17 protein-coding genes are annotated in these 19,074 nt (G+C 56.8%); all 17 read left to right on the forward strand.

The window, feature by feature from the left end; translation table 11 throughout:
• The first annotated feature begins 8 nt into the window (after positions 1 to 8).
• The 17 genes from H522_RS21175 (at position 9) to H522_RS0113540 (ending at position 19,067) form a co-directional block, all read left to right on the forward strand.
• Positions 9 to 785, forward strand: coding sequence for an urease accessory protein UreF (locus H522_RS21175; protein ID WP_211230687.1), 777 nt, complete (start codon positions 9 to 11; stop codon positions 783 to 785).
• Positions 716 to 1,324, forward strand: a complete 609-nt coding sequence (gene ureG / locus H522_RS0113465) for an urease accessory protein UreG (RefSeq protein WP_026962726.1) — start codon at positions 716 to 718, stop codon at positions 1,322 to 1,324. Before H522_RS21175 ends, ureG begins: the two co-directional genes overlap by 70 nt.
• Positions 1,296 to 2,150, forward strand: coding sequence for an urease accessory protein UreD (locus H522_RS19455; RefSeq protein WP_051344271.1), 855 nt, complete (start codon positions 1,296 to 1,298; stop codon positions 2,148 to 2,150). The genes ureG and H522_RS19455 overlap by 29 nt, the downstream gene beginning before the upstream one ends.
• Positions 2,151 to 2,178: 28 nt before the next feature.
• On the forward strand, positions 2,179 to 3,210 hold the full coding sequence (locus tag H522_RS19460) for a HoxN/HupN/NixA family nickel/cobalt transporter (RefSeq protein ID WP_051344272.1): 1,032 nt from the start codon (positions 2,179 to 2,181) through the stop codon (positions 3,208 to 3,210).
• 198 nt (positions 3,211 to 3,408) lie between these two features.
• A complete protein-coding gene (locus H522_RS0113480) occupies positions 3,409 to 3,861 on the forward strand; it encodes a VOC family protein (protein WP_026962727.1) in 453 nt (150 codons plus the stop codon).
• Positions 3,862 to 4,366: 505 nt separating this feature from the next.
• Positions 4,367 to 5,662, forward strand: a complete 1,296-nt coding sequence (locus H522_RS0113485) for an ABC transporter substrate-binding protein (protein ID WP_026962728.1) — start codon at positions 4,367 to 4,369, stop codon at positions 5,660 to 5,662.
• Between the two features lie 122 nt (positions 5,663 to 5,784).
• A complete protein-coding gene (locus tag H522_RS0113490) occupies positions 5,785 to 6,714 on the forward strand; it encodes a carbohydrate ABC transporter permease (protein WP_026962729.1) in 930 nt (309 codons plus the stop codon).
• Positions 6,715 to 6,716: 2 nt separating this feature from the next.
• Positions 6,717 to 7,553, forward strand: a complete 837-nt coding sequence (locus tag H522_RS0113495) for a carbohydrate ABC transporter permease (RefSeq protein ID WP_026962730.1) — start codon at positions 6,717 to 6,719, stop codon at positions 7,551 to 7,553.
• A gap of 36 nt (positions 7,554 to 7,589) precedes the next feature.
• The gene (locus H522_RS0113500) at positions 7,590 to 9,347 is read left to right on the forward strand and encodes a sensor histidine kinase (RefSeq protein WP_026962731.1); all 1,758 of its coding nucleotides are present in this window, start codon (positions 7,590 to 7,592) and stop codon (positions 9,345 to 9,347) included.
• A complete protein-coding gene (locus tag H522_RS0113505) occupies positions 9,325 to 10,995 on the forward strand; it encodes a response regulator transcription factor (protein ID WP_026962732.1) in 1,671 nt (556 codons plus the stop codon). Before H522_RS0113500 ends, H522_RS0113505 begins: the two co-directional genes overlap by 23 nt.
• Positions 10,916 to 12,091 carry a glycoside hydrolase family 88/105 protein gene (locus tag H522_RS19465; RefSeq protein ID WP_162143514.1) on the forward strand — a complete coding sequence of 392 codons (1,176 nt, stop codon included), beginning with the start codon at positions 10,916 to 10,918 and terminating at the stop codon, positions 12,089 to 12,091. Before H522_RS0113505 ends, H522_RS19465 begins: the two co-directional genes overlap by 80 nt.
• Positions 12,060 to 13,349, forward strand: a complete 1,290-nt coding sequence (locus H522_RS0113515; RefSeq protein WP_026962733.1) for a Gfo/Idh/MocA family protein — start codon at positions 12,060 to 12,062, stop codon at positions 13,347 to 13,349. Before H522_RS19465 ends, H522_RS0113515 begins: the two co-directional genes overlap by 32 nt.
• 77 nt (positions 13,350 to 13,426) lie before the next feature.
• Positions 13,427 to 14,257 (forward strand): 5-dehydro-4-deoxy-D-glucuronate isomerase, encoded by an 831-nt coding sequence (gene kduI, locus H522_RS0113520; protein WP_026962734.1) that lies wholly within the window; start codon positions 13,427 to 13,429, stop codon positions 14,255 to 14,257.
• A 17-nt stretch (positions 14,258 to 14,274) separates the two neighbouring features.
• A complete protein-coding gene (kduD, locus tag H522_RS0113525; RefSeq protein WP_026962735.1) occupies positions 14,275 to 15,039 on the forward strand; it encodes a 2-dehydro-3-deoxy-D-gluconate 5-dehydrogenase KduD in 765 nt (254 codons plus the stop codon).
• A gap of 72 nt (positions 15,040 to 15,111) precedes the next feature.
• The gene (locus H522_RS0113530) at positions 15,112 to 16,512 is read left to right on the forward strand and encodes a pectate lyase family protein (protein ID WP_245578119.1); all 1,401 of its coding nucleotides are present in this window, start codon (positions 15,112 to 15,114) and stop codon (positions 16,510 to 16,512) included.
• A 107-nt stretch (positions 16,513 to 16,619) separates the two neighbouring features.
• The gene (locus H522_RS19470; protein WP_051344273.1) at positions 16,620 to 17,732 is read left to right on the forward strand and encodes a pectinesterase family protein; all 1,113 of its coding nucleotides are present in this window, start codon (positions 16,620 to 16,622) and stop codon (positions 17,730 to 17,732) included.
• 60 nt (positions 17,733 to 17,792) lie between these two features.
• Positions 17,793 to 19,067, forward strand: coding sequence for an ABC transporter substrate-binding protein (locus H522_RS0113540; RefSeq protein WP_162143515.1), 1,275 nt, complete (start codon positions 17,793 to 17,795; stop codon positions 19,065 to 19,067).
• The last annotated feature ends 7 nt before the right edge of the window (positions 19,068 to 19,074 follow it).

A 19,074-nucleotide genomic window follows, 5' to 3' on the forward strand; every position in this document is an offset into this window, starting at 1 on the left:
TCGACATGATGGACGCGCTGTTAACCCTTCTTCAATTATATGATTCCAATTTTCCATCCGGCGCTTACGCTCACTCGTTGGGGCTGGAGACGTATATCCAAGACGGCCGCGTGCGTGACGCGAAAACCTTTCGCGAGTACCTGGAGGCGCATCTACGAGGGCCGCTGGTGTACACGGATGGCTTCGCTTTCCGGATTGTTCACGAGGCGGCCCAGGAACACGATTTCGATCGGATCGCCAGCGTGGACGAGCGTCTATATGTGAATAACGTTCCGCAGGAGACCCGCACTGCGGCGTGCCGGATGGGCACGCGCTTGGTGATGATGGCCCGCACATTGTTTCCAGACGACGCGCTGCTCATGGAGTACGCACAAGGCGTTCGGAAAGGTCATGTTCATGGACATCCTGCTGTGGTGTATGGATTGGCGGCCTACGCCGCTGGAGTCGAGATGTCACTTGGGTTGGCTGGCTATTTGTACAGCAGCTTGGCTGTCCAAGTGCAAAACGGGGTGCGCGCCATCCCGCTGGGGCAGACCGATGGCCAGTTATTGCTGCTTGCACTGCGTGCCCAGATTCCCGACTCCGTGAGCCGGGTGTTGCAACTGCAGGATTGCGACTTTGGCGCGGTATCCCCGGGACTGGAGATGGCCCAGCTGCGGCACAACCAGCTTCACGTGCGAATTTTTATGTCCAAGTCGTCAGGAGGGATGGCGGGTTGGACACGGTGCGTATTGGTATTGGGGGGCCGGTTGGCGCCGGCAAGACCATGTTGGTGGATAAATTGACGCGCCGGCTGTATCCGCAGCTCAGCGTCGCGGTTATTACCAATGATATCTATACAAAGGAAGACGCGAATTACCTCATCCGCGCAGGGGTGCTACCCGAGGATCGCATCATCGGGGTCGAGACGGGTGGGTGTCCGCACACCGCCATTCGCGAGGATGCTTCTATGAATTTTGCTGCAATGGACGAACTACTGCAGCGTCACGGACACCTGGATATGATTTTTGTCGAGAGCGGTGGCGACAACCTGTCGGCAACCTTCAGCCCGGAGCTCGTCGATCTCTCCATTTACGTGATTGACGTGGCCCAGGGGGAGAAGATTCCGCGCAAGAACGGGCAAGGGATGATTAAATCGGACTTACTCATCATTAACAAGATTGACCTGGCCCCCTACGTTGGAGCCCGCCTGGAAGTCATGGAGCAAGATGCGCTGCGGGCAAGGGATGGGCGCCCACTGTTCATGACTAATCTCCGGGATGACGTTGGTCTTGCCGAAGTGGTGGGGTGGTTACATGAGCACGCCTTCTTGGCCGGGCTGTGAGTCCCGTTGTCCGACGTTGACCGGGCGGTTGCGGATGGAGTTGGCGGAACGGCGGGGCCGGACCGAGATTGAGTCCCTGGTCGAAGAAGGCGCGTTTCGTCTGTCCCGCCCGGTGTACGGAGTGGGGCCCGATCCGCAACTATACCTGATTCACGTGGGCGGCGGGTGTGTGGAAGGGGACGCGTACGAACTGACCGTCATTGGTGGGAGCGGATCGCGGGCGGTATTAACCACCCAGTCCGCGACCAAGGTCTACAAGAGTCCGGTGCGGCCTGTCACCCAGTCCGTCACCATAGACTTGGCTCCTGGTAGCTGCTTGGACTTTCGCCCGGATGTCATCATCCCTTACGAGAACGCGCGCTATCATCAGCGCACACACGTGCGCATGAACGCCTCGTCTCGACTCTTTTATTCGGAGATTCTTACCCCGGGTTGGTCCGCCGACGGTGGGTGGTTCCGCTACAACGAGTTTCGCTCGTGGTTGACGGTTTGGGTGGATGACCGGCCGGTTTTGTACGACCATCAGTGGCTTTGCCCCGATAACACGTTCCTGGGCCTCGGCCAGATGGAAGGATACACCCATTACGGGACGTTGCTGGTGATGGGCTATGAGCTCTCCGATCCGGCGCAACACGTACTGGCCGAGTCCGTGCAAGGATTGGGTATACAAGGGTGCGTCGGGTTGTCGCCGCTGCCGGGGCCGGGGTTTATGGTGCGCGTGTTCGGATTGTCCACCGACGAAGTGGAGAAGGTCTTTCATGTTGTTCGGGCGCGCATCTGGCGCGAATGGTTCGGCGCGACTCCGCAGTTGCTGCGCAAGTATTAAGGCTGTTGTCTGACAGGAGGGAGAGTATTTGAGCGGACAAGGCGCACCTTCTCTCCACACGACGGAGATCGTGATGGGCATTCTGCAATGCCTCGGATGGGGTGTATGGTGGTTCGGGGTGCATCATTTGTCGAGCCTATGGGCACTTGGACCCATGGCGTATCTGTTTGGGTTGCGCCACGCGGTCGATGCGGATCACATTGTCGCCATCGACACCACCACCCGAAAACTGTTGCACGAGGGATCCCGCGCGCGGGCGGTGGGACTGTACTTCTCACTGGGGCATTCTACCGTGGTGTTTACGTTGGTTGCCGTGCTGGCGGTCTGCACCTACCACTGGGCGGCCACCGCCGCCCCAGCCGCGTTGACGTTCACCGGATCTTTGGTTTCGGCGACCTTCCTCTACGTGGTGGCCATGTGGAACGCGGCGGTGCTGTGGACTCTACTGCGCAACAGACGGCTGCACGCGGGCCCGGAGTACAGGCAGGCGCCAGCAGGCAAGGGGCTACTCTGCACCGTGTACGCCGCCAGTCTGCGCTGGGTGAACCGGGACTGGCACATGTACTTTGTGGGGTTGTTGTTTGGTCTGGGCTTCGACACGGCCACTGAGATTGCCCTATTGGCTTTTGGTACGACGACCATCGGGGGTGTACATACAAACGCCTGGACCCTTCCCGAAACCCTCAGTGTCCTGGTGCTGCCCCTGTTGTTCTCGGGGGGCATGAGTCTCTTGGATGGGTTAGACGGGCTGTGCATGGCCCGAGCGTACGGCTGGGCGAGCGAAGACCCTGTACGACGTTGGCGTTACAACGTGGCCATCACAGCCCTGTCGACAGGCGCGGCCTGGATGGTCGGCACCTTTGAGTGGACACAGATTTTGGCCGAAGGTCTCGTGGGTACAATGTGGCAGTTCATCAACCCGGCTAATTGGTGTCACGAGGACATGTGGGGTTTGTGGATGACGGGGATTCTCTTGTGCTTGTGGGGAGTGGCTTGGCTGCGCAACCTTCGTATGCCCCACACGCGCGCCGACGCTGGGGCTCGACGCCTGCCCGGTTAAGGGGTGCCGCCCGATTTAGCACAGAGGATGACTATATTTGCACGGAATGTCAATTATTTTGGTTTGTTGAAGCATTACAATCGATTCAGAAATGTGTCGGCGCGCGTTTGTTGGACGATGACTGGTGATCACCGAAGAGCGCCGTGAATCCATACGGAAGCCGGCGTCCGTCCCTTCCGCGGAAACGGAGGAATTTGCATGGCTAATGGTATATTGGGAACCAATGTTGTGGCGCAGATTGGCATCATTTTACGTGATATTGAGAAGACAGCGCAGAAGTTCGCGGAATTCTTCGGTGTGGAAACCCCGTCTTGGCAATTGACGGATGGACAGGAGAGGGCCCATACTGAGTACCGGGGGGAAGCGACGGATGCCCGTGCAAAACTGGCGTTTCTTCACATGGGATCGGTCGACATTGAACTCATTGAGCCGGTCGGAGGCCCGAGCATCTGGCAGGAGTTCCTCGACACGCACGGGGAAGGCGTCCATCATATCGCGTTTGTCGTCAAGGATATGCAGGGGAAACTGAAGGCATTGGATGCCATGGGCATCCCGTTAGTTCAACGTGGGGATTACAAAGGCGGTCGATACGCCTATGTGGATGCCAGCGAGTCCCTGAAGGTGATTGTGGAGCTTCTGGAAAACGATTGACTGGTGAGAGGGGTATAGCACCTATACGACATCTGCTTGTTTGTTTCTATTAGTTGTTTGTTATAGAACAGAGCCTGTATGGACGATAGAAACACTATACATCGGAATTCCATATCAGACTGTAACTTAAGTTTGACAGTTAAGGATACCTGACTGAGCATCGAGACCGCGCTACGGCGCGGTTTTTTCATCGTTTCGAAAGATGAGCGGTCCGCAATGGGGGCGCGAGACGTCGGTTACACCTCTATCATAGGCTCATGTCAAGAACCCGGATCACGCACTGTGCGGAATCGGTGCCCTTCTTAGTCGTGGTGCATAGTTCTTCTGAATTTTGGAGGAACGGTTCGGATATTTGGATGTGAACTGGGCCCGTGAGAAACTACAATGAAATTCAACCAGGAAATTGAATCAACTCACACTTCCCGAAAACGCTTCCAATCGGTATCGCGTCATGGGTCATCGTGGGGTCAAACGAGAATCTCGAGGAATTAAGGAGGGGCGACCTATGAACCGGACGGTTACGTTACTCGCTTCGGCTGCGGTCACCGCTACGTTGGTCGTGGGATGCGGAAGTACGAACACAAGCAGCAACGGATCGTCTACCGGATCGAACAGTGGGAAAACCATGACCCTGCGCGTGTCCTGGTGGGGAGATCAGACCCGAGACAACATCACACAGAAGGTCATCAACCTATACGAGAAATTACATCCCGACATCAAGATTCAACCGGAGTTTACCGGGTACAGCGGCTACACGCAAAAGCTGAGCACCGAGGCGGCCGGCAACAACCTTCCCGATGTGATGCAGATGAATTACGGCCCCATGATTGCGCAGTTTGCGTCGAAGGGCTTGCTTGAAAACCTAAAGCCGTACATGGATGACAAGGAGATTGACACGAGTCGCGTCGACTCGCAAATTCTCCAGACCGGTGTCGTGAATGGCCAGCAGCTGGGCGTTCCTCTCGGCATCAATGCGCTGGCTGTATTGTACAACCCGAGTCTACTGAAAAAGGCGGGCCTTTCAGACCCTAACCCGAATTGGACGTGGAATGATTTCATCCAGATGTCCGAGAAGGTGCATCAAAAACTGGGCACCTACGGTGCGCGCACCCTTGACCCGGGGCTTGCGCCAGAACTGTATATCCGTGAGCACGGCCAGCACCTGTTCAACAAAACTCAAACCGGACTCGGCTACAGCGACTCGGTACTCGCAGATTACTGGCAGATCAATCTCACACTGATACACGATGGGGCCGCGCCCAACATGACCGCGGTGCAACAAATTCAGGGTCTGGAAGACGAACCGTTGGCGCAGCAGAAAGCCGCGTTTGACCTGCGCTGGTCGAACCAGTTGACAGCGATGTCGAACAACGGGCAATTGAACCTCAAGCTGGCGCCGCCGCCTGGTCCGAATACGGACAAGGGACTGTACCTGAAGCCGGCGATGTTCTTCTCTATCAGTAAAAATTCGAAGTACAAAAAGCAGGCGGCCGATTTCATCAACTTCTTCATCAATAATCTGAACGCTGCCAAGATTCTCGGAAGCGATAGAGGCGTACCGGTATCCTCCGTGATTCGAGACCAACTGAAACCGAGCCTCTCGAAGCTGGATCAGGAGACGTATGACTATGTCGACTACGTAGCCAAGCACAGCAGCCCTATCGACCCGGACGATCCCGCCAATTACTCGGAAATCAGCCAGGACCTGACCGACGTTGACCAGAAGGTCCTGTACGGAAAAGAGACGCCTGCACAGGGGGCTAAGGAGTTTCGTGAGGAGGCCACACCGCTCTTGAAGTGAGTCTAGGCGTTGTGGACGGGCCCTGCTTAGTGAGTGTTGGTGGGGCTCGTCAGTTCTCACGGAATCGGTCCCCGGTCTCCATGGAAGAGGAGGGAAAGTCATTGTTGGGCGGACGGCTAGTCGTGGCAGGAAAGGGCCATGTGGCAGTCAGACGTCTCAAGTTTCGCACGGGCAACCGAAACTTGGCTGGATATCTATTCATCTCGCCGTTTCTGATTGGTTTCATCACCTTGACCGCCCTGCCGATGGTGGCTTCGCTCTATCTGTCGTTTACCGATTACAGCATGTTGGGAGCACCGAACTGGCTCGGCATGGCCAACTATCAGAAGATGTTTTGGGGGGACGACACGTATTGGCAATCGGTGCGTGTCACGCTGGTTTACGTCCTGACCTCCGTGCCGATGCGGCTTATCTGCGCGCTTTTGATTGCTGTTCTGTTGGACCGTGTCACGGCCGGCGCGGGCCTGTTTCGCACCGTGCTCTACATCCCTTCGTTGATTGGTGGCAGCGTAGCCGTCTCGGTAATGTGGAAGCAGCTGTTTAGCGACAACGGGGCTGTCAACGCCCTCCTCGCCTTGGTAGGGATACATCCCATATCCTGGCTGGGCAATCCGCATACCGCACTCTGGACTCTGGTCCTGTTGGCGGGTTGGCAATTCGGGTCTCCGATGCTGATCTTTCTGGCTGGGCTGAAAAACATTCCAAAAGAGCTTTACGAGGCGGCAAACGTCGACGGCGCAGGCGGACTGCAGAATTTCTTTCGCATCACGTTGCCCATGTTAACACCGGTAATCTTGTTCAACGTGGTCATGCAGGTCATCCAATCCTTTTTGGCGTTCACGCCAAGTTACATCATCTCCAATGGCCAGGGCGATCCGCTCGGCGGCACGCTCCTCTACGTGCTATACGTGTTCCGTAACGCGTTCGTGTTCTTTAAGATGGGCTACGCTTCCGCCATGGCTTGGGTGTTGCTTGCGGCAATTGCCATTTGCACGGCCATCATCTTCCGCAGTTCATCTTACTGGGTCCATTATGAATCGGAGAGTGAGTGAGTATGGCAGCCCGCAAGTACGCATTTGTCAACTATACGCTGTTGTGTTTGATCACGCTGGTCATGATTTATCCGGTCCTGTGGATGCTCAGCAGCTCACTGAAGAACGGCCCGGAGGTGTTCTCAACCGCATCCTCCTTGATTCCGAAAAACCCGCACTTTGAAAACTACATCCAGGGGTGGAAGGGATTCGCTGGGGTTTCCTTCACAACTTTCTTCAAAAACTCGCTGGTCGTCGTCATCTGGAGCACCATCGGTAGCGTCACTTCGTCGACCTTAATTGCCTATGGTTTCGCCCGCATCCGTTTTGTTGGGCGTAAGTTTTGGTTTGTGTGCATGATGTTGACGATGATGCTGCCGCCCGAGATTGTCATGATTCCCCAGTATATCCTGTTCAACAAACTCGGCTGGCTAAACACGTTCTTGCCGTTAATCTTACCGACGTTTTTCGGCACGCCGTTCTTCGTTTTTCTCATCATGCAATTCATACGCAGCATTCCACGGGACTTGGAAGAAGCGGCGGTGATTGACGGATGCACGCGTTGGACTGCGTTTCTGCGCATTGTGTTCCCGATGGTGGTGCCAGCTGTTGTAACATGCGCCATCTTCAGTTTCTACTGGCGTTGGGAGGAGTTTATCGGTCCGCTCGTCTACCTCAGCAACCCCAAGTTGTACACCGTATCGTTGGCGCTCAAGATGTTTTCCGATCCGGACGCAGTTACGGATTGGGGGGCTCTGTTCGCGATGTCTGTCGCCAGTCTCGTCCCGATTCTGATTGTGTTCTTTATCTTTCAACGTTACGTCATGGAGGGGATTGCGACCAGTGGCTTGAAAGGATAGGGTGTACGCCATCTTTAAACGGTGAGGACAGATTCGATGGGTATGCTCAGGTTCAAGATGGATGCCAAGTTAGGAACCATAAAGATCCGTCACAAGCTGTTCCTGGTATTTGCCACCCTGTTCGTACTTTACAACCTGGTGATTCTCGGACTGCTGGAAGTCGTGATCCGCCATTATGACGCGAACCTTTATGCCGAAGCCAAGGGGCAGTTGAATGTTGGATCGTCCATCATCAATCGGGAATTGGAACGGATTGGCGACCTGTCGTTTGAAATTATGACGGACGACAGTGTCCAGGAAACCTTACAGCAGATGTTGGACAATCCGTCGAGCTACGCCACGTATGTCAGCAAGGGCAACTTGTACAAACGCATCACGTCCTATTTTCAGGACAGTCACTTTCTCGACTATATCGATTTGGTCAGTCGGGACGGGGTGCATTTCACGGCCGGGAACAACGGGCAGATTCAATCCTTGAGTACGGTCGAACAAGCCCAGGCCAGAAAGGCGCGTGGGGCTCACGTGTGGGAGACGACGGGAGGCTCCCAGCCGACCCTGCTGTCGGTGCGGGACGTTCGCAGCGAGGCCAGTCTGGGCCAAGAGGAGCTCGGCATGCTGCAGATGAAGGTCAACCTTGATGGACTGGTCCGCACATACCTAGACTTGTCGGCTGGTCAGGGACTGCTCATGTACAAGGACGGGAAGTTGGTGTACGCCTCTGACCCGGACCTGCAGGCGATTGCGGTGAATCTGCCAAGCCGCATCCGCACTTACGGCATCCTGCGCGTGGCTGGCCATCGCGACTTCGTCGCCCGGATGCGGGATGGGGAGTTCGACTATTTCAGTTTCATTCCGTACAACGCCTTGTTCGACGACATCTGGAAGCTGCGGCTGGGGTGTTTCGCCGCCGACGTAGCCCTGGCTCTTGGTACCTTGCTTATCATTTGCCGTCTGTCTGGGCGCGTCAGTCGGCCATTGGAGCAATTGACAGAGCGGATGAAGGAAGTTCAGGCGGGCAACATGTCGCCCCAACACGTGACGCCCGACGGGGTGGCTAGCGACGAAATCGGCGAGCTGTACACCAACTTTGACCTGATGATGCAGCGCATCAACGACCTGATTGAGGAGAACTACGTAAAAGAGTTACTGGTCAAGGAGGCGGAGTTCCAGGCCCTGCAGGCGCAGATCAATCCTCACTTCTTGTACAACACGTTAAACTCCATCAATTGGTTGGCGCGGATGAACCACCAGGACACCATTTCGCGGATGGTGGAGGCATTGGCAAGCCTGCTGCGGCAAATGACGGACCGTCACGATACGTTGGTCTCACTGGCGGACGAGTTGACAATTGTCGGCAATTACCTGACCATCCAGAAGGTGCGCTTTGGAGATCGCCTACATTGTGAAATCGCGATCGACGACGCCCTAAAGGCCTGTCAGATTCCCAAACTGACGATTCAGCCTTTGGTTGAAAACGCCATCAAACACGGCCTGGAGAAGGTTGAAGGGCAGTTGTCGATACGGATTCGAGCCGTCGAATGCGATTCAGACCTGCTTGTGATGGTCGTCGACGATGGGCCGGGGGCGGACGAAACCGTGTTCGCCCAGTCCCTGTCCGGTGTTGGCGAAGCAACGTCGAACAAAATCGGCCTTCGGAACATTGACCGTCGAATTCAGGCAGTGTTTGGTGAAGACTATGGCCTGTCTGTGGAGAGTGTCCGAGGCCAAGGGACAACCGTGATTCTACGCATGGCCAAGGTGGGGGGAGAGTATGTACAAGGTTTTGCTTTGTGATGATGAACCGATTGTACGGACAGCCATCTCGCAGTTGGTACCTTGGCAGGATCACGGAACCTCTCTCGTAGGGTTGGCGGACAACGGTACGGCTGCACTGCAGCAGATCCGTGTGCATCATCCAGACATCGTCATCTGCGACATCAAGATGCCAGGGATGGACGGACTGGAGTTGATTGAGCGGGTACGGGAAGAAGACCCTGACGTGGTCTTCGTGGTCCTGTCCGGCTACGCAGAGTTTCAGTTTGCCCGGCGCGCGATGGCGATGGGGGTGCAGTACTATCTGCTCAAGCCGTGCAATGAGCATGAGATTACGAAAGTCCTCGATGACGTTGTAGAGCAGTTGGATCAACGCCGCGAAAACCGTCAACATGTCTTGCGTATGGAGCGGGAGTTGGAGGGGCTGCAACTTCAGATGGAGGAGCAGGTGCTGCGCGAACTGATTACGCTCGCTGGGGTCGTCACTGATTCGCTCGGGCAGCAGATGACGCGCTTGGGGTGGCTGGGACGGCGCATCCGACTCCTGGTGTTCACCGCGGATGGCCGTGATGCGCGAGAGGCGTTACCCCAGTTCGTGAAGGAGATGACCGCCCATGTCATGTGGCGGCAAGGGCTTGGTTTACGCCGCGTGGCCGACGCATGGCTTGGAGATCACTGGTTGTTTGTGGTGGAGGAGGCGGACACGGGGCGTCTCCGGTCCGAACTACAGAAGCTGCTCAAGGAGATATCCCCCTGGGAGCGCGTGAGCATCGCCGTGAGCGAGGAAGCGGATATGGTGCAGCTCTCAAGTCTCTATCGAGAGGCCTGTGCGTGTCTGGAACAGCGCTTTTATTTGGGGTCTGGGAGGATTCTCACGCCGGAGGACGGTTGGGAACCCGCGTCATCTTTGCCACCGCTCAAGCACAGCTTGGATGCCATCGTCCATGCGGTCATTGCCGGCAATACCGCGGGCGTGCAACAATCGCTTTCTAAGTTCTTCGACGGATTGCGATCCGCCCGCGCTCCCGTCGCTGAGGCAAGGGCCGCCTGCTTGGAACTGGTCGTCGCCCTGGGCCGGCACGTACGGAAGGAGACGATGCTGGCTTCTTTGCGGCGGATTGGCACGCGCATCGCCGACGTCTGGCTAGACGAGATTGAACAGGACATTCAGGCAGCGGCGCTGCAGGTTACAAGTGAGTACGCGGTGTTCTCCAAACCACATGAAAACCAGTTGGTGAAGCGGGTTGTCGAGCATGTACGAGAACAGTACAGCGATGCGGAGCTAAACCTTTCCCGACTCGCGCGCGAGCACTTCTATCTTAACCCCGACTACCTGGGGCGGGTTTTTCGCGAGGTGACGGGCGTTCGTTTTACTGACTTTCTCACAACGGTCCGTGTCCAACGTGCACAGGACCTCTTGCGAGGACAACCGAGATTGACGATAGCGGATGTGGCGGAACAGGTCGGTTTCGGGCCCAATGCACCCTATTTCAGTCAGGTATTCAAGCGTTGCACAGGGTATACCCCTTCTGAGTACCGCAAGGTGTCGGCCGGTCGGAGCAACCCCATTGGCGAGGAGGGAAACTGCGATGACACCGGAATCACGCATGTTCTGGTCGGAGCGTCTGGTCGAGGCGTGGATAGAGCATCAGTTTACGTGGAGCGATGACCTACACCAGACGTGGAACTACGAGAGCGGGTGCGTGTTGCGCGCCGTTGAGGCGGTATGGCGACGGACCGGGAAGGCCCTGTACTTCGAACGCATCCGAGCCATTCTGGACAGCCTCGTTGACATGAACGGATTGATCCGTACGTACGTCTTGGAAGACTACAATCTCGACCAAATCCAGGAGGGCAAGTTGTTGTTCACCCTATATGAGCAAACCCGTGAGGAACGGTACCGGCGCGCCATCGAGCGGTTGCTCTGTCAACTGCGCGGACAACCGCGCACAGAGACGGGCGGATTCTGGCACAAGAAGATCTACCCGTATCAGATGTGGTTGGACGGCGTGTATATGACGGCGCCTTTCCTGGCCCAGTATGCGCAAACCTTTCAGCAGCCCGCATGGTTTGACGTGGCGGTGGAGCACGCATTGACCATGGAGCGGCAAACCCGCGACCGAGTGACGGGTCTACTGTATCACGGATGGGATGAGAGCCGGGAGCAGCGGTGGGCTGATCCCAAGACCGGTTGTTCGTCGGTGTTTTGGGGTCGTGCCATGGGGTGGTACGCCATGGCCATCGTCGACATTTTGGATTTCCTGCCGGTCGATCATTCTCGGCGTGGGCAACTGGTCGGCATCTTCCACCGTCTGATGCGTGCGGTCGTCGCAGTCCAAGATGGCGTGAGCGGCCTTTGGTATCAGGTGTTGGACCAATCTGAGCGGCAAGGGAATTACTTGGAGTCCTCCTGCTCTGCGATGTTTGTGTATGCCCTTGCCAAAGGCGTTCGTCTCCACTATCTACAGGACTCGTTCCTCCCGGCTGCGGAACGGGCGTACCACGGACTACTTACGCACGCTCTACACGTGGACGAAGCCGGACGTCCGCAGCTTGAATTCTGTAATGCGGTCGCGGGACTCGGCGGAGACCCATACCGGGACGGCAGCTTTGATTACTACGTGCACGAACGGATCGTCGTGAACGATCCGAAAGCGATTGCGGCGTTCATCCTGGCCAGCGTGGAGATGGAGCGATGGGACATGGATGGCGCGGAGGACAGGAGGGACGGCTATGCAAACGTATGCCATATGCGGGGTCAGTGACCGCGCCATGAACATGTTCATTGGTCCCATCGTAGAGACGTTTTCGGACTCTGCGGCTGTCGTTGCGCTGCTCGACGTGGACTCCCGCAGGCACCAGGTGTGCAAGCTGCGCTATCCGAGCTTGGGCTCGGTTCCTGAGTATTTGCCCTATCAGTTTGATGCGATGATTACCGAGACCAAGCCCGATGCGGTCATCGTCGCCAGTCGGGACGACACGCACGCCGAGTACATCGTAAGGGCGCTAGAGAAGGGTCTCGATGTCATCAGCGAAAAACCGATGGCGACCAACACCGAGGACTGCCGCCGCATCCTCGCCGCCGAAGCGCAGAGCCGTGGGAAAGTGACGGTCACGTTCAACTATCGCTATAACCCCGTGCACAGGAAGATTAAGGAACTGATCTTGGAAGGGCGTCTGGGACGAGTTACGTCCGTAGACTTGAACTGGTACATCGACACCTATCACGGGTCGAGCTACTTTCAGCGTTGGAATCGCAGGCGTGAACACTCCGGAGGATTGTCTATTCATAAGAGTTCTCATCACTTCGACCTCGTTCAGTGGTGGATCAATCAGCGCCCGGTCGAGGTCTTTGCGTACGGAGCCCGCAACTACTACGGACCGGATTCAGAGTACAATCCAGACCGCAGCGATGGCCGCTACTGCGGCACCTGCGATGTGCGAGACGAGTGCGCCTACTATCGGCGTTGGAGCACGCGGAGCGGACGTGGCGCTGTCTTGGACGACCATCTGGGAACGGTTCGGGTGGTCCCGTCCGATGAGGCGTATACCGACTATCGCAGGGATGCGTGCATGTTCGACTCGGAGATTGATATCGAGGATACGTACGTGGTCACTGCTCGTTACAACCAGGGAGCGATGCTGTCCTATTCAGTCAATTTTTCCTTGCCGTATGAAGGCTATCGCTTAGCCATTAACGGCACGCGGGGGCGCATCGAGACCAAGGAATACCACGAGCCCTCGCGCGTCCCGTTTCCGACGCCCGTGCAGACCGTCGATTTCTTTCCGCTGTTTGGGAGCAAGGAGACCATTCACGTTGTGCACCGGGCAGGGGGCCACGGTGGGGGAGACCCGGTCCTTCAGGAGGACCTCTTCCTTGGGCTCGACTCGACCCGCACCTATCCAATCCTGTCGGGCAGTTTGGACGGCGCGTACGCCGTCGCAGCTGGGGAGGCAGTTTGGCGTTCAGTCCAGGAGGGTCGGCCTATCGCGATTCCAGACTGGCAAGTCGAAAGCTTGTAAAGTTGTCCGGATGCGTACTTGTAGGGTTGTCGGGGCATGCATTGGAGATTAAATCCTGGAAGGAGTTGTGCATGAAAATGGAAATTCGTCATCCGAGTCATCCTGCAGACGCGTTGCAGTACTCGACGGAACGACTGCGCCAAGAGTTCCTGGTCGAGGGACTGTTCGAGGCGGGGGAAATCCACCTGGTCTACACGCACCACGACCGCATGCTCCTCGGCGGCGCGGCGCCGTTGGCGAAGTCCATCGTGATTGAAAACATCCCTGAGCTGAGGACGAACTACTTCCTCGAGCGCAGGGAAGTGGGCATCATCAACATCGGCCGCGAAGGCGCGGTCCACGTCGATGACGAGACGCACAACCTGGGTCCTCGGGAATGCCTCTACGTGGGTCTGGGACGGCGTAGACTCGCGTTTTCGAGTACGGACCCTGAGCATCCGGCGCGGTTCTATCTGGTTTCTGCACCTGCCCACCGCGCCCTGCCCACACGCAAGGCTACGCTCGCCGAAGCGGAGCCGGAGCACGTGGGTGCCGATGCTCAGTCCAATCGACGGATCATCTATCGCTTCATCCACGAAGGCGGTATCAAGAGCTGTCAACTGATGATGGGCATGACGGTTTTGGCACCGAACAACTTGTGGAACACGATGCCGGCCCACCTGCACGACCGCCGCTCCGAGGTCTATCTCTACTTCGACTTGGACGAAGGTGCCCGGGTCTTCCACTTGATGGGCAGTCCGAATGCGACGCGCCACCTGGTTGTCGCCAATGAGCAAGTGGTCATCTCTCCCAGCTGGTCGATTCATGCGGGCGTGGGCACGAGCCATTACACGTTTATCTGGGCGATGGCCGGCGAGAACTACACATTCCAAGACATGGATCCGGTCTCGCTGAATGAGCTGCGTTGAGAAAGGTTGGGGAGAAGATGTCTTATCTCGATTCCCTATTCTCTTTGCGCGGGCAGATCGCGTTGGTGACCGGTGCGCGGACGGGGATAGGTCAAGCCATCGCGGTGGGGCTTGCGTCGTCCGGAGCGGACGTCATCCTGCTCGGCCACCAAAGTGACATGGTGGAGACGGAGTCACGCGTAGCCGCCGTCGGGCGGAGTTTTCGCACCGTCACGCTTGACTTGGCAAACCCGGATGAGGTGCGGGACAGCCTCGGGGGGTTGCTGTCGGAATGTACCATCGACATCCTCGTCAACAATGCCGGCATCATCCGCCGCGCTCCCGCGGCCGAGTACTCGGTGGAGGCGTGGAACGAGGTCCTCAACGTCAATCTGAACTCGTTGTTCTGGGTGACGCAGGCGGTGGCGGCTCCGATGTTGAAACGCGGAAGGGGCAAGGTCATCCACATCGCTTCCTTGTTGTCTTTCCAAGGGGGGATTCTAGTTCCGGCTTACACCGCCAGTAAGCATGCGGTAGCGGGCCTGACGAAGGCTCTGGCGAACGAGTGGGCCGCGTCTGGCGTGCAGGTGAATGCCATCGCGCCGGGCTACATCGAGACGAAAAACACGGAGGCGCTGCGCAAGGACGCGAACAGAGAGGCCTCCATTCGCGCACGGATTCCGGCTGGGCGCTGGGGTCAGCCGGATGACCTCGTGGGAGCCGCAATCTTTTTGGCTTCGCGGGCATCCGATTACGTGAATGGCCACGTTTTGGTCGTGGACGGCGGCTGGTTGGCGCGATGAGGATATGGATCCGTGGCACGGATATGGCTTGCCCGGGGATATCTCAGACAAACCGCAAGGAGGAGATGAACCGTGATCAAATCGTGTATGGCTGCGTTGGCCGTTGGCAGTTCCTTGTTCTGGACAGGAGCGGGCTTGCCGAGTGTGGGGGCAGTGTCAAAACTTACGGCGTCCGCGCCGAACCGTTCCGTGCACCCGTACAAGGCAGTGGACCTCGGTCACAAGGTGCTGCCGCCAAATGACGGTTGGGCCGCAGCAACCACGGGCACCACAGGCGGAGCCGCTGCGACACGCGATCACGTGTACGTGGTACATAATCGCTCGCAGCTGGTTCAGGCGTTAGAAGGGGGGAGTGGCACACCAAAGATCATCTACGTGGTCGGCACCATCCACATGAATGTGGATAATGCCAATCGCCCGCTGCCGGATCCGGAAGCTTATTACGCGCAAGGGACTGGGTACACGCTGGAGGGGTATCTCCAGGCCTACAACCCGGACACCTGGGGACGCCAAAAGAGACCGTCCGGACCCCTTGAGAATGCACGAACAAAAGCCGAGAACAACGAGCGGGATCGGATTATGGTCAACGTTGGTTCCAACACCACCATTGTCGGGGTGGGCCGCGATGCGCGCATCGTCGGCGGCAACCTGTACCTTGGACCCGGCGTGGACAATGTCATCATCCGCAACATTGAGTTTGAGGACGCATACGACTACTTCCCGCAGTGGGATCCCACCGATGGGGCCACTGGCAATTGGAACTCCGAATTTGACAGCATCACCATCAAAGGAGCCAGCCACGTTTGGATTGACCACGATACGTTCAGTGATGGTGCACACCCGGACGACCAGGATCCGACCTACTTCGGGCGACCGTATCAGCACCATGATGGAGAAGTAGACATCACCAATGGCGCGGATTATGTCACCGTCTCATACAGCGTATTTCGCGATCACGATAAGACCAATCTCATTGGCAGCACGGACAGTGACACGTATCACGATAGTCAGCACCTGCACATCACCTTCCACCACAACCTGTATGAGGATACCACCGAACGAATGCCGCGGGTCCGCTACGGCGAAGTGCATGTATACAACAACTACTACGTGGTCACAAAAGATGCCGATTACCCGTTCCTATACGCGTGGGGCGTCGGCAAAGAGTCCAAGATCTACGCACAAAACAACTTCTTCTCTGCACCTGCTGGGTTTGACCCGGCCAGCATCATCGGGGCTTACGGAGGCACCACGATTTACGCCAGTGGGACCTGGGTGAAAAGTGGTGAGCAGGCGCGCCCGGTCGATGTCGTGGCCGCGTACAACCAGGAGCACCCAGATGCGGCTCTGAGCACGGATGTCGGATGGCAGCCAAAGTATTTCACGCACATCGATCCGACGCCTTCCGTCCCCGCACAGGTCCTGGCAAAGGCGGGTGCCGGAAAACTGAACAGCCGCCTGCCAAGGAAGTGACGATGGTCGTTCATTGTCGCCGGTAGTGCCCAGAGTGCAGAATGGAGCACTTCGAGCCCGCATCCGACACAGTTCCGCCTTCCTAGGGGATGCGAAGGAGGATGGACATGGACGTTCGGAATTGGTCTTGTTGGAGCGTGGTCGCAGGCCTGACTGTGCTTATGGCGACTAGCGCGATGCCCGTATACGCCAAAGCGGATAGTGAACAGGCGACAAATCCAGCTTTCTGCCGCGGGGGTGTTCCCCAGACTCATCCCAAGCACGGTCCAGTACTGGTCGTCGCAGCGGACGGCAGCGGTGAGTTTACAACGATACAAGACGCGGTGAACGCGGTTCCGGACAACAGCGATGTTCGATATACCATCTTGGTGAAAAAAGGGACCTACTGGGGGACGGTTCATATCCCTTCTTCGAAACTTAAGGTCTCCTTGATTGGAGCTACTGGCAACCCAAAGGATGTCGTCCTTGTCGACGATCACGCCAATGGAATGCTGGGCCCGGATGGGAAATCATACGGCACATCCGGCAGCGCCACGGTGACAGTGGACGCGTCGAATTTTACCGCTCGCAATGTAACCTTTGAAAACGCGTTCGATCCGAACGCCCATCCGGAGATCAAGAACCAGCAAGCGGTCGCCGTCAAAACCACGGGGGACAAGGTAGTCTACGTGAATGACCGGTTTATTGGCCGTCAGGACACCCTGTACGCGGCGGCCTCGTCCGGCAAATTGGCCCGTCAGGTATACGAGCGCGACTACATCGAAGGCACTGTCGACTTCATCTTCGGATCGGCCACCGCGGTCTTTGACCACGATGTTATCCACGCGTTAGCACATTTAGGGGGAACGGTTACCGCTGCCAGCACACCCGCGGATCAGAACTATGGCTTCCTTATCGTCAACAGTCGTATCACCAGCGATAGGGCACTTGCCCCGGAAAGTTATTACCTAGGCCGCCCATGGCCGCAATATGGGACGACGGGTTCTAGAGCGCAGGTCACCGTTCGGAATACATGGATCTCGAAGGCCATCAACACAGAGCACTGGTGCGATTGGACCAGTCCGCCGTTTGCGTGGCGGGATGCGAGGTTCTATGAATACCACAATCGCGGACCAGGTGCGCGCCAAGTGGCGGACGACGTCCCGCAGTTGACGTCAGGCCAGGCGCAGCAGTTTACAATAGCGCACTATCTTGCCGGATGGGACCCTAAGGTCCAATGAAAAGCGGCCAGACTGCGGATCGACGCGCAAGGGGGCGGTAGTATGCAACGAGGGGCTAGAGTGGCATCGCTTGTTTCCCTATCGGCAGTTCTTCTCGCTGGGTGCGGGGGAACTGCCGCGGGAAGCAGCGGATCGCGGGCCAATAGTAGCAGTAAGACGATTGTTTTGAGGATGTCCTGGTGGGGCGATCAAACCATCGACAACGACATGCAGAAGGTCATTCAACTGTATGAAAAAACGCATCCCAACGTGAAGGTACAGACGGAATTCACCGGATACAGCGGGTACACGCAAAGACTCAGTACCGAGGCCGCGGGGAATAATCTACCGGATGTGATGTTGCAAAACTATGGGCCCATGATGACTCAGTTTTCGTCCAAGGGCGCGCTGGCCAATCTCCAACCCTACATGCAGGACAGTCAGATTGACGTCCATGGTATCAACCCACAGCTCCTCAAGCAGGGCGTTATGAACGGTCAACAGGTCGGTATCCCGATTGCGACGAACGCGCTTGCGATTCTTTACAACCCGAGTCTGCTAAAAAAGGCGGGATTGTCGGATCCAAAGCCCAACTGGACGTGGAACGACTTTATCCAAATGTCCGAGATAGTGCATCAAAAGCTCGGGATTTATGGGGCACGGACGTTGGATCGATCGTTTGCACCGGAACTGTACATTCGCGAGCACGGGCAGCATCTGTTCAACAAAAACCAGACCGGTTTAGGCTTTAGTGACTCTTTGTTGTCGGACTATTGGGATATCAATCTCGAATTAATCAAATCGGGCGCGGCCCCGAATATGGATGCCATTCAACAAATCCAAGGAACGGAAATGGAACCCCTGGCGCAACAGAAGGCCGCCTTCGACCTGCGTTGGTCCAACCAGCTGGTTCAATTCTCCGTGTTCAACCATCTCAATCTCAGGTTGGCTCCGCCACCAGGGCCCAACGCAGAGAAAGGACTTTATCTGAAGTCCTCGGCGTTCTTGTCCATCAGCAAGAATTCGAAACATCCGAAGCAAGCCGCCGACCTGATCAATTTCTTCATCAACAACCTGGGAGCGGCCAAAGTCTTAAAAACGGAGTGGGGCGTTCCAGTATCTGCGAAAATTCGTGATCAGCTAAGGCCGCATCTGTCGAAGATCAACACGGAGACGTACGACTACATCGATTATGTCTCCAAGCACAGTAGCCCCATCGATCCCGACAATCCAACGAATTATGCAGAAATCTTCCAGGACCTGACGGATATCGACCAGGTGGTGCTTTACGAAAAGGAGACACCAGAGCAAGGGGCAAAGGAGTTTCGACAGAAGGCCGAACCGCTGTTGAAGTGAGGTTTCT

This window comes from Alicyclobacillus herbarius DSM 13609, from assembly GCF_000430585.1.
Classification (GTDB): domain Bacteria; phylum Bacillota; class Bacilli; order Alicyclobacillales; family Alicyclobacillaceae; genus Alicyclobacillus_G; species Alicyclobacillus_G herbarius.